This window comes from Desulfuromonas sp. DDH964 (assembly GCF_001611275.1).
Taxonomy (GTDB): domain Bacteria; phylum Desulfobacterota; class Desulfuromonadia; order Desulfuromonadales; family DDH964; genus DDH964.
This window is the reverse complement of the sequence record NZ_CP015080.1, coordinates 3197789-3214066: the sequence shown is the minus strand read 5'-3', so window position 1 is coordinate 3214066 and position 16278 is coordinate 3197789. Positions and strand designations below refer to the sequence as shown.

13 protein-coding genes and 2 pseudogenes are annotated in these 16278 nt (G+C 60.9%); 4 read left to right on the top strand and 11 right to left on the bottom strand.

Annotation, left to right across the window (positions count from 1 at the left end; all coding sequences use genetic code 11):
* Positions 1–23 precede the first annotated feature (23 nt).
* Together DBW_RS14775 and DBW_RS14770 are read right to left on the bottom strand one after the other, a co-directional pair.
* Positions 24–1364, bottom strand: a complete 1341-nt coding sequence (locus DBW_RS14775; RefSeq protein WP_066728413.1) for a tetratricopeptide repeat protein — start codon at positions 1362–1364, stop codon at positions 24–26.
* An 85-nt stretch (positions 1365–1449) separates the two neighbouring features.
* Positions 1450–2289: a formylglycine-generating enzyme family protein gene (locus DBW_RS14770; RefSeq protein WP_066728411.1), complete on the bottom strand. Its 840-nt coding sequence runs from the start codon at positions 2287–2289 to the stop codon at positions 1450–1452.
* 703 nt (positions 2290–2992) lie between these two features.
* Between DBW_RS14770 and DBW_RS14765 the strand changes: the two are divergent.
* Positions 2993–3277 (top strand): annotated as a pseudogene (locus DBW_RS14765) (glycosyltransferase family 2 protein); the annotation flags it as partial.
* 100 nt (positions 3278–3377) lie between these two features.
* Here the strand turns inward: DBW_RS14765 and DBW_RS18240 are convergent.
* From DBW_RS18240 to DBW_RS18830, 4 genes are all read right to left on the bottom strand, one after another.
* On the bottom strand, positions 3378–3644 hold the full coding sequence (locus DBW_RS18240) for a type II toxin-antitoxin system RelE family toxin (protein ID WP_082820381.1): 267 nt from the start codon (positions 3642–3644) through the stop codon (positions 3378–3380).
* Positions 3628–3855: a type II toxin-antitoxin system RelB family antitoxin gene (relB, locus tag DBW_RS14760; protein ID WP_066728409.1), complete on the bottom strand. Its 228-nt coding sequence runs from the start codon at positions 3853–3855 to the stop codon at positions 3628–3630. Before relB ends, DBW_RS18240 begins: the two co-directional genes overlap by 17 nt.
* A 156-nt stretch (positions 3856–4011) precedes the next feature.
* The gene (locus DBW_RS14755; protein WP_066728407.1) at positions 4012–5382 is read right to left on the bottom strand and encodes an MBL fold metallo-hydrolase RNA specificity domain-containing protein; all 1371 of its coding nucleotides are present in this window, start codon (positions 5380–5382) and stop codon (positions 4012–4014) included.
* 45 nt (positions 5383–5427) lie between these two features.
* Positions 5428–6174, bottom strand: coding sequence for a hypothetical protein (locus DBW_RS18830; protein WP_066728406.1), 747 nt, complete (start codon positions 6172–6174; stop codon positions 5428–5430).
* Here DBW_RS18830 and DBW_RS18825 point away from each other — a divergent pair.
* Together DBW_RS18825 and DBW_RS14740 are read left to right on the top strand one after the other, a co-directional pair.
* Positions 6158–7072 (top strand): alpha/beta fold hydrolase, encoded by a 915-nt coding sequence (locus DBW_RS18825; RefSeq protein WP_335339843.1) that lies wholly within the window; start codon positions 6158–6160, stop codon positions 7070–7072. The genes DBW_RS18830 and DBW_RS18825 overlap by 17 nt on opposite strands.
* Before the next feature lie 8 nt (positions 7073–7080).
* Positions 7081–7686 (top strand): DedA family protein, encoded by a 606-nt coding sequence (locus tag DBW_RS14740; protein WP_066728402.1) that lies wholly within the window; start codon positions 7081–7083, stop codon positions 7684–7686.
* A gap of 131 nt (positions 7687–7817) precedes the next feature.
* On the opposite strand, the gene DBW_RS14735 is transcribed toward DBW_RS14740, so the two are convergent.
* The 4 genes from DBW_RS14735 to corA are packed head-to-tail and all read right to left on the bottom strand — an operon-like array spanning position 7818 to position 13505.
* Positions 7818–9296 (bottom strand): deoxyribodipyrimidine photolyase, encoded by a 1479-nt coding sequence (locus tag DBW_RS14735; RefSeq protein ID WP_066728400.1) that lies wholly within the window; start codon positions 9294–9296, stop codon positions 7818–7820.
* Positions 9297–9310: 14 nt separating this feature from the next.
* Positions 9311–10138, bottom strand: a complete 828-nt coding sequence (locus DBW_RS14730) for a mechanosensitive ion channel family protein (RefSeq protein WP_066728398.1) — start codon at positions 10136–10138, stop codon at positions 9311–9313.
* 12 nt (positions 10139–10150) lie between these two features.
* On the bottom strand, positions 10151–12376 hold the full coding sequence (locus tag DBW_RS14725; protein WP_066728396.1) for an AAA family ATPase: 2226 nt from the start codon (positions 12374–12376) through the stop codon (positions 10151–10153).
* A gap of 55 nt (positions 12377–12431) precedes the next feature.
* Complete coding sequence (corA, locus tag DBW_RS14720) at positions 12432–13505, bottom strand: magnesium/cobalt transporter CorA (protein WP_066728395.1); 1074 nt, start codon at positions 13503–13505, stop codon at positions 12432–12434.
* Between the two features lie 120 nt (positions 13506–13625).
* Between corA and DBW_RS18225 the strand changes: the two are divergent.
* A pseudogene (locus DBW_RS18225) lies at positions 13626–13763 on the top strand (DUF1722 domain-containing protein); the annotation flags it as partial.
* Between the two features lies 1 nt (position 13764).
* Here the strand turns inward: DBW_RS18225 and DBW_RS14715 are convergent.
* The gene (locus DBW_RS14715; RefSeq protein WP_066728393.1) at positions 13765–16176 is read right to left on the bottom strand and encodes a DUF3536 domain-containing protein; all 2412 of its coding nucleotides are present in this window, start codon (positions 16174–16176) and stop codon (positions 13765–13767) included.
* Positions 16177–16278 lie beyond the last annotated feature (102 nt).

Sequence of the window (16278 nt, the reverse complement as noted above, 5' to 3'; positions counted from 1 at the left end):
GTCTCCTTGCCAAGGGGGCGGTTTTACTTTTCAGGTGTTTTCGGCTGAGGCTTGGAAGCCTCTTCCGCAAGCGTGGCAAGAAAGTCTGGCATGCCCGGATCATAGGTTTTGGACCAGTTAAGCTGCTGGAGTTTTTCAATCAGTGGTGCGGCAAGAGTGATTCCGCCGGTTTCCCTGTACAGGCCAATCTTCTTCAATGTGATAAAAGGGTTGTCAGGAAAAATCTCCGCAGCCTTGTTCAGCATATCCATGGAGGCCTGGATCTGGCCTTGGTTAAATGCGCGTTCGGAAAGGGTGAGATATTCGAGGCCATAGATTGGGTCGAGGGCAACGGCTTCGCTCAGATATTGTAAGGCCTTGTCCGAATTTTTCAGCTGGCCGGAAATTTCGAATAGTCCGTATTTTACTGAAGCAGACTCAGGAAAATGTTTTTCCAGCTCTAGGTAAATATCGAGAATCTTCTCAGGCTGAAAGAGGTTGTCCAGGTAGAGTGCTTTGCTTCTTTGATTCCAGAGCTCCGGCATGGCCTCGGCGTCGAGAAGCTCTGGGTTGGCCAACATGCTGGCGATGTCCTTGCCGAGAAAACGGGATTTTAGGGCAATGTCGCCGCTGAGGTTTGATAAGGAAACCGTGGCTCCAAGAGTCGGCCAGCGACTCTCCCGCAGTTGCCGGGCGACGTCTGCCACGATCAAATAAAGTGGGGTGGTAATCTCATTTTTGTAAACTGCTCTGAAATAAGACAGGTCGACATGGAGTAAAACCGGCTCGTCAATCCGCGGTAGGGACTTGATCCGGCAAATTGTCCAGGCAGTATTGCGAATTTGACCCGAAATTGAATCGCCTTCTTGTTTCAACGTCTTTGCTTCCGCTTCGGAAATATCTCCGGCCGTAAATAGTTGAGCCTTGATAGTCTCGGGTGTTGGCATGGGTGCTTCTGGTGAAAGAGGTAGGACCCAGAGAACCTTGCCAAACAGGTTTGCACGAAGAGCCGCTGAAACGGCCATTGAGGGCATCAAAACTGGGTCTGCAGATTGAAAAACCGCCTTTTTCTCAAACTCAATCTGGTCAGCGGACAAAACCAGCCGTTGCGCTTCTTTTTGCAATGGAGTCGGGATCGATTGCAAAAAGGGGTTATTCGAAAGTAGTACTAATGTCGGCCGCTCCTGGCGGGTTTCGCGCCAGATCGGTAACGCCGCTGTTGCTGTTTCAACCAAAGACGCCTCAATTGGTTCAGTGAGTAGTTGTGCCGTTACCAGACGAACTTGCGCTTTAGTCTCCGGGGCAACAACGGGATCCTCTGTTTTTGACTCACAACCCGCGGCCATCAGCAGGATTAATGCATACTTAAAAAGACGTCTGAACATGGAATCTTCCTAAAGTTTTGGAGAAAAGGGGCAGTACATTTAAGCTTTTTGGCATCCCCCCTGGGAAGCAAATTGTTTGTAATCTCTATCTACCTTGCCGGATGATCGGCAGGTGTGCTGAGGGTTCCAGTACCAGGCGGAATCCTGCATCGAGTGTGTGGCTGTTGGCTTTTCGATAGTCACGGGCCGTCGACCTCAAATCGTTGGCTTGATAATTCCAGGCTCCGCCGCGTTGCACCTTGCGCGATTCCGTATTGATGATGACCGCAGCGCCGTCTGTGGGTGCATTCGTATAGTTGGTTTTATAGCTGTCCGTTACCCATTCAATGACGTTCCCCATTGTATCGTAGATATTCCAGGGGTTCGGCCTGAAAGAACCCACCGGGGCTGTTGATTTGTTGTCCCATTTGCTGCCGCAGTTCGCGCAATTCGCAAGTCCACTGGACAAGGTTGCACCGCTCCAGTAAGGGGTGCTTGTTCCGGCACGGGCGAAATATTCCCATTCTGCTTCGGTTGGTAGCCGGAACCTGTGCCCGGTCTGTTTGCTGAGCCAATCGGCATAGGCATTGGCATCCTGCCAGGAGACATTAATCACCGGTCGACTTCCCCTTCCCCAATTTTGGTCGTCAGGTGGCTCGCACTCTCGTGGAATCATTTTACAGTACTGATCAAACTGTGTGAAGGTTACCTCATACATGCCGACGAATAGGTCGTCAACCTTGACATCATGCACCGGTTGCTCATCGGGCTTCTGGTCGCTGCCCATCTGAAAAGAGCCACCCTTAACGAAGACAAAGTCCATGTCGGCAACCTCAACTGTGTAATCGGCTTTCGCCTTTGGAAGAATTGAGGCACACCCTGAGACCAAAAATATGGAGAGGGTTAAGGTCAGGACGCTCAAGGTTGATAATTTCGAATGTGGCATAAAAACCTTCCTTACTTTTGCGGCAGAAAATATGTAGTAAAAATAGGCGTTTTTTGGTTAGGCCTCTGCATGGTTTTTCGAGAATCCAGAAAGCTCAGGAAACAGCATGAAAATGCATTTTTCCTGCCATGAAGGAAACCTCGGCCGGGTAGTTTCGTAACTACAAATTAAAGGAGTTACGCCGATAAAAAGGAGGCCTGCATATTGCATGATCTCCCCTCACCCAGACCTGAGATTTTGCGGACGGCCTTCCTGGTGAGTCTTTTGGCCAGAAACTGGACCCGGGAACCACCTGTCGCATCGTGATATCACAAGTTCGCTATGAGTCAATTCGGCTATTTGGCCAGAAGTGGATATTACGGAGTACCACCAACATCAGAGAAGGAGGCTACCATGAAAAAGTACTTGAAACCTGGTGTCGTGGGGAGCAGCAACGTTCACCCCTGCTGATTGGCATCGGAAACGGAAAGAGAGCAAAGGCCGGATTGAATTGTCCGGCCTTTCTCTGTGGAGCGCAATTCCCCGTGGGGCAGGGCATCCTGATGAAGCCATGTGTTAGCCGGTGCCCCGGACTTTTGCGGGGCGATCTTTCGCGACGCCGGGAGGGCCACTCTTTCCAATGCCTGCAAAGGGATCTGCCTTGAAGCTCTCCATCGTCATCCCGGTATATAATGAAAAGGCCACCATCCGGGAAATTCTTGCCCGGGTCTTGACTCTGTGCAGCACCGCCCTGACCAACCTCAACCTCACCGACATGGAATGCTGCTATAAACTCTTCCGCCGTGAGATCCTGCGCCAGATTGTCATCGAGGAAGATCGCTTCGGGGTCGAGCCGGAACTGACCGCCAAGGTCGCCCGGTTGAATTGCCGGATTTTTGAGGTCGGCGTCAGTTATGCCGGCCGGACCTACGCCGAAGGAAAGAAGATCGGCTGGCGCGACGGCTTCCGGGCCCTCTGGTGCATTCTCAAATACAACCTGCGCCGCTAGATGCGGCTCTATTGTTGTAATCAGACAAATGGAATGTCCCCTAAATACAAACAATTTCGATAAGTTGTGAAGCTTTAAGGAAGCCCTGAATACACAAGGTTTATCTGTAGACCTCGCGGCGATTGCCGATCTTAACTACGAGGATGCTTACACTGGTGCCTTGTATCTCGCAGATGACCCGGCAGTCACCAACACGGTAACGCCAGAGTCCTCCCAGATTGCCGGACAGGGCCTTTCCCAACGTGCGCGGATCATCCAGAATGGCGACACGCTGATCCATGTAGTCGAGAATACGTGCAGCAACCGGTCTGTCGAGTTTGCGCAACTGGACTTTTGCAGTGCTGGTGTATTTAATCGTCCAGGTCAAGGGATTCTCTTACCTCGGCAGCAGAATAAATCTCTTCCTCGCCTTTGCGTACCCGCTCCAGAACATCGGCGGCAAGGTAATAATCTTCCAAATCCTCCAGTCCGCGTTCGATCAGTTCCCGCAGGTAAAAAGCTTTGGTGCGCCCTGTCTGACTGGCGAGAAAGTCAAGTCGTTTTTCCGTCTCAGGGGCGATGCGTATCGATGTGGCCATTCCGAACCTCCATGGTGAATATTTGTATTCAACGTATCATGGTGCGTGCAAATATTCAAGGAGCAGCATGGATCTTTGGGTGCCACCCCTGTCCTTTGCATCATCCGGCTGCGCCGTTAGCGCCTTCCCCCCTTCAGTTCTATTTATCCCTTCCCCTCAGTCCGCTGAAACCCCCAGCTTTTGCAACTCGACCGTTAGCGCCTTTCGTGCGTCATCTTCACCGTGTACCAGCCGCACCCGGGCCGGTTTGACCCGCATCCGTTTGATGAAGTTCACCAGGTTCTGCTGATCGGCGTGGGCCGAGTAGCCCGACAGGGTGTGGACCCGGGCGCGGATATCGAAGCGTGCTCCGTCCAGGGTCACGTAGCCCCCCTGCGGTCCGTACTGCTGAATGGCCCGTCCCGGCGTGCCGGCGGCCTGGTAGCCGCAGAAGAGGATATCGGTACGCGGATCACCGATCAGACCCCTGAGGTAGTTGACGATGCGGCCGCCGCTGCACATGCCGCTGGCGGCAATCACAATGCAGGGGTGGTCCCTGCGGCGCAGAATATCGACGGCATTGAGGTGGTCCTGGTGACTATCGATGGTGGTGAGCTGTGCGAAGTCCAGCGGGTGGCGCCCCTGGCGCAGCTTGCGCCGCGCCTCGGCATCCCAGTAGGGACGCAGCTGCCGGTAGAGGGTGGTGAAACGATTGGCGAGGGGAGAATCGACGATGATCTCCAGTTCGGACCAGGGGAGGCCGGGGGCGGCGAGGCGCTGCCGGTTGTGGTGAATAATCTCTTCCAGGTCGTAGAGGAGTTCCTGGGTGCGGCCGATGGAGAAGGCCGGAACCAGGATCGTGCCGCGATCGGCCAGGGACTGCTCGACAATCTGCTGCAGATGGCGTTTGCGCTCCCTGCGGCCTTCGTGAAGACGGTCGCCGTAGGTGCTTTCCAGTACCAGCAGGTCGGCACGGTAGGGAGAGGCTGGCGCCGGCAGCAGCGGGGTCCAGGGGGCGCCGAGGTCGCCTGAGCAGACGATGCGCCGCTTGCCTTTGGTCGTCTCGGCGTCGCATTCGACCCAGGCCGAGCCGAGGATGTGGCCGGCGGGGTGGAGGCGAAGGCGTAACCCGGCCGGGCCGGGGATGGTCCACCAATGCCGGTAGGGGAGCGGTTGGAGCTGCTGCTTGACCTGCTGTTGCAAGGCGGCGATCAGACGGGCATTGCGGGTGACGCCGACCTTGAGCGCGTCCTCGAGGACGGCGGGGAGGAGCAGGGCGGAGGGCGCGCTGCAGTAGATCGGCCCCTTGAAGCCAGCTGCCAGCAGATAGGGGAGGCGGCCGCAGTGGTCGAGATGGACGTGGGTCAGCACCAGGGCGCGCAGCTGGATGACCGGGAAGTCAATCTCCGGGGCGGTCGCGTCACCTCCCTGGGTAAGGCCGCAGTCGATCAGCAAGCCGCTGCCGTCGGCGAGCCGCAATTCGTGGCAGGAGCCGGTGACAGTGGTGCGGCCACCATGGTGAATGAGAATATCATCCGCGCTGTTCATGGAGTCCCCCTCCGTTATCGCGAGTTGAATTGAGGTCTTGCGGTATCAGCTCGCCGGTTCGACCTCGATATCGTCAAAGAATACCTGGTTCTTGCCATTCGCCCCATCCAGGTAGAGGACGAGGTGAATCATGCGGGTCTCGGGACCCGTCAGAAAACTGAATTGATACTGCTGCATCGCCTTGGAGCTCTGCACCTGGGCGCCTTCCTGTCTCCCAACCAGGTATTTCTCGTTCTCGCTGCGGGTGAACTGTTCACCGATCCAGAGAAATTCCCGGTATTCCAGGACCCCGATCCCGGCCTTTACTCCTTCGGCCAGATCTCCTCTACAGTCGAAGCTAATCGTGTAACGAGTCGCCGGAGTAACCGCAAGTGGTGCGAAGAATCCGAGGGATTCAACCCCTTGGAATCCCTTGAATGTCAGCGCCCGGTCCTTGCTCCCTTCCGCCTCCGGGACGATCGCACTGGTGCGCAGCAGGTGGTCAATATAGGCAGCCCAGATGCCGGCCTGCTGGCCGTCGGCAGGGTCGGGACGGACCTCACCGACGCGGGGGAAAATTGATAGCTGGGGCTCGCCGTCAAAGGTTTCCGCAAGGGGAGGAGCCGGGGGCCTGGGTGTCGCCGTCGTTCCGTCGGGCGAGGTGACGCCCGCCTCCCCAGCAACCGGCGTTGCCTGGTTGCCACGACCGGGCCCCGTCGAATTCGGGGACTGGGGAGGGGCGTCACAGGCGCAGAGCAGAAGCAGGAAGGCGCAGAGCAGGAGCAGGAAGGGGCTGATGGTAAATCGCGTCACCTTGGGTATCCTTTTGGGGGTGGAGTTCACCCCGGAAGTAGGGTTAGAGGCGCAGGAAGAAGCCAATTATAACCGGGAACGGGCTGCTATAACCAGCATAAACCGTTTCCAGGCGTGGGAGGCAAGGGAGATGACGATTGCGAAGAACCAAAGAAACGTCCTATTGATTCATGGATTTCCTCTGGCGGGTGAGATGTGGCGACCCCAGCTGGAGTTCCTGGCCGCTCATGGCTGGAACGGAATCGCCCCCGACCTGCCGGGCTTTGGCCGGAACTCGAGCCATTCGTTGCCAGCGGCCACCATCGATGCCTACGCCGATGCCGTGATGGCCCTTCTCGATCAACAGCAGCTGGAACGGGCCGTGGTTGCCGGCATGTCGATGGGGGGCTACATCCTGCTCAACCTGCTGGCCCGGTTCCGGGAGCGGTTTTCCGCGGCGGTCTTTGTCGCAACCCGGGCCGAGGCCGATGACCTTGCGGGCAAGGAGCGTCGCACCGCTTTGGCGGCGGCCGCCCGCGCCGGAGGGAGCGCGGAGGTGATTGGCGGTTTTGACGAACTCCTGGTCGCTCCCGGGACCGTCCAAACTAATCCGGAACTGCTGGAGCGGGTGCGGCGCTGGATGAAACAGGCGAGCGCCGAAGGGCTGGCGACAGCCCTGCTGGCCATGCGCGATCGGCCCGACTACAGGGAGCGACTCGCAGAATTCGACCTGCCCGCGCTGGTCGCCGGCGGCGGCGCCGACCAGTTGCTCGGACCAGCTCCTTACCAGGTATTACTCGCGGGACTGCCACGGGCCGAGGGGTGTCTGCTCAACGGTGCCGGGCACCTGCTCAACCAGGAGCAGCCGCAGGCATTCAACCGTTGCCTGCTGAAATTCCTTGACCGCCTGGAGCTTTAAGAAGAGCGATGCCGTCCGTTGATCTTGTCATCCCCTGGATTCACCACTACGGCTACGGAGCGATCTTCGGTCTGCTGTTGCTCGGCATTGTCGGTCTGCCGGTCCCCGATGAATGGTTGCTGCTGTTTGCCGGTTACCTGGTCGAACGCCAGGAGTTGCAACTGCTGCCGACTCTTCTGGCGGCCTTTGCCGGGGCGTCGACGGGGATCAGCGTCAGTTATCTGCTGGGGCGGGGTCCGGCCCGGCTCCTGGTCGGGCGCTGGGGCTTCCTGCTGCACCTGGACCCGGAGCTCCTCGACCGGGTACGCGCCTGGTTTGACCGGCGCGGTCGCTGGCTATTGACCTTCGGGTTCTTTCTCCCGGGAGTTCGCCACCTGACGGCGATCGTGGCTGGTACCTCGTTCATGCGTTGGCCCGAGTTCGCCCTTTTCGCCTTTGCCGGCGCCTTTTTCTGGACGTTGCTGTTCGTGCTTGCCGGCTACTGGCTTGGAGAGAAGTGGCGATGGTTGGCGGAGGGGCTGCAGCACCATCATCTGCTCCTCGCGATGTTGTCGATGGCTGCGTTGCTGATCTGGGGTGCCTATCGTGCCTGGTCTGCCAGGAAGCAGGGATGAGTTTGCCGGTATAGCCGCGGAGGCTCCTGATGGGTGCAAGCGGGGCGACCAATCGGTCGCCCCGCTTGCGTCAAAAAATAGCCAGATGGTACTGGTCCGGTGATTCGCCGCTGTCGGCAGCTGCCGAACATTCAGTCGGTCCCATAGTCCTTCAGGTAGGTCCCAAGCCGGAACTTGCGTGCGGTATTGGCAGATGACATGTAGCGGATCTTGCCGAAGATCGGCCGCTCAGGGCCCCAGGGGCGATCATAGCGGCCGAGGCACCAGCCAATGCCGCTCGCCGAATTGGGGTCGCGGCCATCGAGGGCATAACGGTCGTTGAGTTGGAACATGATTGCCATCGCCTGCTGCGGAGAGGCCGACCACTCGAGAATCTTCTTCCCCCAGAGCATGCGCAGATAGTTGTGGATGGTCCCTTCCTGCACCAGCTGGCGCTGGGCGGCATTCCAGAGCGGATCATGAGTCAGGGCGGCACCAAGTTCTTCCCGGTTGTAACGGACGGGGCGCGGGTCGCCGGCATGGTGGTCGAGGGTCTGGCGGGCCCACTCCGGCAGGCTGGTATAGTCGATGCCGTCGCTGCGGATGCTCGCGAAGTTGTAGCCGAGTTCGCGCCAGGTGACCAGCTGGTCGAGAAACGCCTCCGCGGGGGGACTCATTCCCCACCACCCCTGGCGCTGTCCCCGGCGTTCCGGGCCGAGATCTCCCACCGACCACTCTTCCCGGGCGGCGATAGCCGCGAAAATCTGCTGGCTGGCAATATGGCCGAAGTGAAGATAGGGAGAGAGCCCGCTGCTAAGGGTCTCGGCCGGTTCGCTCCGTTCCAGGTAGCGGTGAAGGCGCAGGCGCAGGAAGGTGTCGAGCTGATCTTTGCCGGCGCAGGTTCCGCCGCGGATACTGGTGGCGTCGACGCTGTGGTCAATGGGGAGATAGGTGAGACTGGCGCCGGGGGCGGTCAGTGCCGCATCCGCTTGCGGCCAGCGTTCGGCAAGGGGCGCGGCGAGGTGGACCGGCGGGAGATTCAGCCCCTGCAGCGGATCGGCCAGCGGCAGGCTGAGGAGGTGCGCCGGCAGCTCCCGTTGCAGAAAACGGCGAAAGGCGTAGGCGCTCGGATAGTCGTGGTCGGCGGCGCGCAGGGGGAGCAGCCCGTTGCTGTCGACCGCCTCCAGCGCCACCGGCAGCCGGGCCGCGGCCGCTGCCAGCATCCGTGGCAGAAAGAGGATGGGGGCGTCGTCGGCGACGACCAGGCAGGCCCGCTGCGCCAGGGCGGCGAGCAGCCCCTTGCCGCCCCCCTGCTTTGGTTCCACATAGGGGTAATAACGGGCGGGGCCGTTGGCAAAGGCGGCGGCATTGTCCGCCATGCCGTCGAGGACGAAGCGGTGCAGACGGTCGCTGGCATAGGGGTAGTCGCAGCGCAGCGCCTCCAGTACCAGCAACCCCTTGCCGAGTTGTTCCGCCATCTGCGCCGCGCGCTGCAGGGCAAAGTTCCAGCCGCTGCGGCGAAAGGCGCTCATCCAGTAGAGGACATAGTCGCCGACGGGATTCAGGGGGGCACTGTTCGCCAGCCGGATGCGATTGGGCGGAACCTGGCGGGAATTTTCAGCTCCGGACATCGCGGGGGATCCCTTCAGGACGCGGCAAGCGACCCCTGCAGGGGGCCAAGGACCATCGCCTCGGTCATCAGCCCGTGCCGGATCAACTCCTGCTTGAACCGTTCGCTGATGTCACTCGCCAGCTGCCGTTCCAGGCGGATGTCGAGAACATAAGCCTTGATCTTCAGGTGGGTCAGGAAGGTGCGCTGGAATTCGTCCTCGATGGTGATAATGATCGGTTTTTTCAAATAGACATAGGGGGAACAGGCGGCCGCTTCCCGGGCCAGTTCCCGCAGCAGAACCACGTCCAGGGTGGCCGGCAGGCGAAATTCGACGACCACCATTTCATCGAGGGCGCCGCTGTTGGAATTGGCCACCGCCTGGCCGAGGACAAGGGCGTTGGGGATCGTCACCGCACTGTCGTCGAAGGTGTGCAGGGTAATGGCACGCAGGCCGATGTTGGTGACTTCGCCGTAGTGTTCACCGACCTTGACCATGTCGCCGACCCGGAAGGGACGGTCCATCAGGATCAGAATTCCGGCGATGACGTTGCGGATCAGATCCTGGGCGCCAAGGCCGATGGCGAGACCGGCCGAGGCGATGATGGTGAGCAGGGTGTTGACCGGTGGGTTGATGATCACCAGGATGATGATGGCGAGGGCGCTGATCCAGATCAGCAGGCGCAGGACCGGGAAGGCACTGGAGATCCAGAGGCGATAGCGGGAAAACTTTCCGGCGAGGAGCTCGGCGGCGAAGCGGAGGATGCGCACCATTAGCCAGGTCGCGGCAAAAAAGATCAGGACGGCGAGGATCCGGGTGAAGGAGAAGTTGTCGATCAGCGATTTGAGGGTTTCGTCCTGCATCTTGCACCCCTGTTAGTGGAGGATGTTCATCGATTCCAGGGTGGCGCTCACCGGACCGAAAAAGACCGGATTGAGCTGATAAGTCGGCTGGCCTTCCGTGCTTTTCTCGATTCGCAGGATATTGAAATGCACCAGGGAATCGAGCAGGTTGGCGGCATCTGCCACGGAACGCCGGAAAATCTGCGCATACTCGTCGGCCGCGAGGGCGCCGTGGTTGAGGACTTCGGCCAGGGCGAAGAGGTTTTCCCTCCCCAGCGCGCGCAGGAAGTTGAATTCGAATCGCTTCAGGGGGCTGGCCTGAACGCTGCTGCTGGCTGCATCCCAGCTGACATGGAGAAGCCAGTGGTAAATCGCCGCGTCGATATTTCCCGAGGTCATCTCGAACAGGTCGCGGAAGAAACGTTGCCGCAACTGGTCCTGGGTCGCTGCGGGGCGCTGGTCCGACCCCTGATTCTCGGGTGGCACAAAAGTCAATTCGATCCCGGATGTTCGCTGGCGCAGCAGCAGAGCCTCCTGCAGATTCTCCTGGTCGTGGAAGAGGGTGCGAATCTGGTGGGTGAAAAATTGTCCGAGCCCGAGTTGATGATCGAGCAGTACCCAGGGATATTTGCGAAAGGAGATGATCCAGAGCCAGTGCCGGCGGGTCGCCATGACCAGCTGCATAAAGGCCCGCGCCATGCGGTAGCCGCCGACGGTGCGCAGGCCGAGGTTATGCCCCCCTTCGACGATCACCACGCGGCGCGGTTCCTGTAAAATTCGCTCCGGCAGCTCCTGGATCGAGGCGAGGGGTTCCTCGTCATCGAGCCAGCGGGCAAAGATCCGCAGCAGGTCCTCGTCCTGTTGCAGGCGCAAATCGAGGTTCAGTTCCAGGAGCTCGCCGCGGGCGCCGAATTCGCTGGCGAAGCTGTTGAGGAGCGAGGTCTTGCCGCTCCCTTCGGGGCCGATCACCGCGACACTGCAGGCTTTCTTCTCCTGCCAGCGGACGAAGACCTCTTCGAAGTCTTCAAGTTCTTCTTCCCGGGCGACCAGGAACTCGCGATTGCGCAGCGGACCGAGGGTGAAGAGCCGCTGGTAGAGGCGCGGCAGACTCGCGGATTTCTCCAGCAGGGTCTCCTTGCCGGGGAGGTCGGTGAGAGCGAGGAAGGTTTCCTGGACGCGTCCTCCCTTGCCGAGCAGGGTCTGGACGTTGCGCAGCAGGTTGGTGTTCTGGCTGAGGCCGGCGGCGGAGCGGCTGACCTCTTCCTTCCCCTGGTCGATAAGGCTCATGGCCTTCCCCTGCCAGTCGGCGGCAAGGGTGCGGGCCTGGCGCTGGTAGTGCCGTCTCAGGTTGCCCCAGCGGCGGGTTTCCAGGAACTCCTCCCGGATCCTGTCGATAAAGTTCCGGTTGCTCTCTTCGAGAGCGCCGGGAAGGGCGAGCAGCGCTTCCAGCAGCCGGTTGCGACCGGCGATCAGCTTGGTTTCGGCATCGTTACAGGTTTCGACCAGCAGGGTATGACAGTCAGCGAGGACCGCGGCAGTATCCACCGGTTCCTCCCGGGGGGCCTCTGCTTCCGTCAGCGCGAAAATCTCTTCACTGGCGAGGTCGAAGTGGAAACGCAGTCCGCGCCAGATATCGGCCAGTTGGGTCACGGCCTTTTCGTGGGCAGCGGCGTAGTTGCGCACCAGGGGGTGCTCGGTGAGACTTTCCCGGTTCGGCAGGCTTTCGATATAGAGCTGGCGCGGCGAAACCTCGAGCAGGTCGAGGAAGAGCCTGGCCCCGGGAATCCGCCCCAGGCGTTTTTCCAGGGTCGGGCTGGGCGGCTGAGGTTCCTCGGGAAGGAAGCGGGCGCACTCGGCGTAGCCCCGGGACGCCAGTTCGAGGGCGGCGAGGGCGGGCCCCCGGCGCGGGGCCACGGTCTTCAGCCGCCGGTCCATGGCCGGGCGGATTTTGCGGAAGACCAGGTTGCTCTGGCTGTCGACAACCTCGGCCAGGCGGGAAATATGCTGGGGATCGGTCTGCGTGGTTTCCCCTTCAAGGGAAAAGGCTCGCTCCAGGGTGGCGAGCACGCCGTGCAATTGCCCGATGACCTGGGCCGATTCTTCCTCGATCGCCTGGTGCAGGGCGTTGACCCGCTCCCCGGTTTTCCCCAGCGCTTGCCGGGCGGCTTCCTCCAGAGCGTGGAAGAAGGGGGAGAGATAGTCCGCCGCCGGGGTGTCGGTGGCAGGGGGCTGGCTCGGCTGGTCGCTCATTTCGTCCATTGATCAATCCGCTCGCGGGGTGCCGGGGTGCCGGCGCTGAAAAAGGAACTGCCGGTCAAAGCCATTTCTTGCGCCGGAAAAAGGCGAGCAGCCCGGCGGCCACCAGCAGCATGACTCCCCACAGCCCAAAGTAGCCCCAGCGCCATTTCAGCTCCGGCATGTACTCGAAGTTCATACCGTAGATGCCGGCGAGGAAGGTCAGGGGGATGAAGATAGTGGCGATGATCGTCAATACCTTCATCACCTCGTTCATGCGGTTGCTGATGCTGGAGAGATAGAGGTCGAGCATGCCGGCGATGATGTCACGGAAGGTCTCCACCGTGTCGACCACCTGGATGGTGTGGTCGTAGATGTCGCGCAGGTAGATAGCAGTGGTTTCGCTGATCAGCTCCGACTCGCCCCGCTGCAGTGCCGCGATCAGCTCGCGCAGGGGCCAGACCGACTTGCGCAGCAGGATCATCTCGCGCTTGAAATGATGGATGCGGTTGAGAGTCTGTGGGGACGGGTCGACCACCAGTTCCTGCTCCATCTCCTCGAGTTCGTCGCCGATCGTCTCGAGGATCGAAAAATAGCTGTCGACCACGGCATCCATCAGGGCATAGGCGAGGTAGTCGGCTCCCTGCCTGCGAATGCGTCCCTTCCCCCCGCGCAGGCGCTCCCGCACCCCGTCAAAGACGTCGCCGACCTGTTCCTGGAAAGAAAGGACGTAATTGGGGCCGAGCACAAAGCTGACCTGCTCGGTGCGGATGCCGCTCTCATGGTCGTAAAAGAGCATCTTCAGAACCAGGAAGAGATAGTCGTCGTAGTCCTCCAGTTTCGGCCGGTGATCGGTGTTGAGGATATCCTCAAGGACCAGCGGGTGGAGGTTGAAGCAGTTTCCCAGGGTCTCGATGTGGCCGATTTCGTGGACGCCGTTGACGTTGATCCAGGAGACGGTCGGGCTCGCCTTGAGCTGGCAGCTACGCTGTACTTCGCCAAAGGGAAGGAGCTCCTCGCTGAACCGGTCGGCATCGTAGTCGATGCGGTTGATGGTGATCTGTTCCTGGCGCGCCTCGCCGACATGCACCAGGGTGCCGGGCGGGGCGCCGATCTTCTTTTTCGAGCGTTTCTTGAGGAGCTTTTTCGCCATCGGCCGGACCTTTCGCAGAAAAATTCCCCTGCCGGGGAAGTCTGCTAAACTATAGCAGAATTGGGCGGAAATAAATCCTGCCCGAGCTGAAAGAGGTCGCGATAATGGAAAAATCCGGGTCGGAATCAGCAGCTGCCGTTGATCGTCCCGGTGACCCTCCTCAACCATTTCGTGCGCAAGTACCGGCAGCCCTATCTGGCCGAGCAGTATTATCTCAACCCCCACCCCGTTGAACTGCAGTTGCGCAACCACGTCTGATCTAATCGACTCCCATCTCCAGGGCGTAGCCGAGATGGCGGAAGGCCGTCCGCCACTCTTCCGTCTGCTGCTCCGGAACGACCTCGTGGCGGATTGCCCAGTAGAGGTTCTGGGCCTGCCAGAGGTCGGGGCGCAGCGGCAGCTCGCCGAGGACCTCCAGGGTTTCGATTATGGTCAACAGCAGGGCCAGATTCTGCGGGCTGCGCGCGATCCGCTCCAGCTGGCGTTCGAGCTGACGGCCGGCGGCGAGGCCGAGGAGCGGTTCGTCGAGGTTGATGTCGAGGCGCGCCACCTCCGCGGTGAGGGTGCGCAGTTCGCTCGGATGGAGCTGGTGGTCGGCCAGCAGGGCATGGAGTCGGGAGGTCAGCACCAGTTCCACCGGCGCGGCAAGCTGGCGCGGGACCGGCATGTGGATGTCGTGCAGAAAGCGCAACAGCGGGGCATGGTCCTGGTAGATTTCCCGGAAGGTCGCTTCGACCTCCTGCAGGGTCTGGGTCATGATCTGCTGCACGATGCGGCGCTGCTCGTCGCGAAAGAGATGCCAGAGGTTGTAGGTCCCGGCGCCGAAGTGGTGATCGAGCTGGCGGATCACCCCGGGGACATCACTGCGTTCGAAGGCGCTGACCAGGTCCGCCGCCATCCGCTCCCTGGCCTGGCGGTCACGGCCGGGGCGGACGCCGGCGGTCAGGTTGTGTCCCCCGAGGTCGAGGACGGCGAAGCAGAAGTCGTCACTGTTCCAGGTGATGGTCGAGCGCACCCGGCTGCGGCCGACGGCGAGCCGCAGCCGGCCGTTGACGAACTCCTGGCGTTCCAGATGTTCGGTAGCATAACAGTGGATATCGTGACAGTTTGGGTTGTCGATCGGGCAGGGGGCGGCAAAGCCGGATGCGATGGCATGGTGGGCGGCGACCCGGGGGAGGTCGATGCGCGCCGTGGCAATCTCTTCGCGATAGATCCGGGCTGCATCACCGCGGCGGCGCAGGTTGCTTTTTGCTGCTGCCAGCCGCTGCAGGAATTCCTCCTCAAGGTCGGCAGCGCAGGTTTCGTTCGCCAGTTGAATGGCGCGGCCGGCATAGGCGAGGAGCTGCACGGTTTCGATGCCGGAGACTTCGTCGAAGAACCAGCCGCAGCTGGTGTACATGAGGAGGGCATGCCGTTGCATCTCGAGCAGGCGCAAGGCCCGGGTCGCCTCGGTCGCAGAGAGTTCCCGGCCGGCCTGGCGCCGCAGGAAGGCGGCCACCGCCGCCTCGTCGCGGTCGAGGATGACCTCGATGTAGCGGTCGCGGGTTGCCCAGGGGTCGCAGCCGAGCTTTGTCATGCCGGTGACATAGAGGGGGATGAGAGTGTCCCGCAACCAGTCGAGGGCGTCCCGCAGCGGCGCCCGCCAGCCCTGGGTCCAGCCCGCCTCGCCGCCGATCCGGCAGCCGCAGTCGCTGCGCCAGCGCTCGACGCCGTGGGCGCAACTCCAGGAGGTCTGCTCGATGATTTCGACCTCGTGGTTAGGCGGAAATTTTTCCAGGAATTCACCGTAGACGGTGAGGGTCGCCTGGCCCCGTACCTCGATCCGGTCGAGGGCATAGGCGAGAGCCATTTCGCCGAACTGGTGGTGGTGGCCGTAGGTCTCGCCATCGGTGGCGACGTGCATCAGCTGGGGACCATCCTCAGGCCCGAAGGCGGAAACCAGTCGCGATGCCAGCCGTTCGCCATCATCGAGCAGGTTGCGAAAGGCGATCTCGTTGGCAATCGGCCCGGAATAGAAGAAGAGGGCGATGCTGCGTCCCGAAGGCAGCCGGCAGAGGTAGGGGCGGCGGGTGTCGATGCCGGCGGCCGGCAGCGGTTGCCAGCGCTCGCTGCCGAGGGGGCGCATGCGCGCGGCCTGGTGCGGCGCGAGGATGGTAAAGGTCACCCCCTGCTCGGCCAGCGCTTCGAGGGAGGCGATGTCGACGGCGGTTTCCGGGAGCCACATCCCTTCCGGGGCACGGCCGAAGCGGTGCCTGAAGTCGGCAATCCCCCACACGACCTGGGTCCGCTTGTCCCGTTCGTTGGCCAAAGGGAGGATGAGGTGGTTGTAGGCCTGGGCCAGGGCGGCGCCGTGTCCGGAAAAGCGCTGGCGGCTCTCGGTGTCGGCCGCCAGGATGCTGCGGTAGCCGCCGCTGTCGTGCTGCTCCAGCCAGGAGAGGAGGGTCGGGCCGAAGTTGAAGCTGGTGCGGCTGTAATTGTTGACAATGCGGGCAATGTGCCGCTGCTCGTCGAGAATCCGGGCGGCGCCGTTGGGCCGGTAGCATTCGGAGGCGATGCGCTCGTTCCAGTCGTGAAAAGGGTAGGCCGAGTCCTGCTGCTCGATCGCTTCGAGCCAGGGATTTTCCCGGGGGGGCTGGTAAAAATGGCCGTGGATGCAAAGATATCGATTCATGGTAGGTCCGCTTCGGGAGGGGGAGAAGAATCTCCCCGCCCACTTTATCCAAGCTGGGCCCTGCTGGCAAGGGGGGTGCGGCAGCGGGAGAAAGTTGGTCGT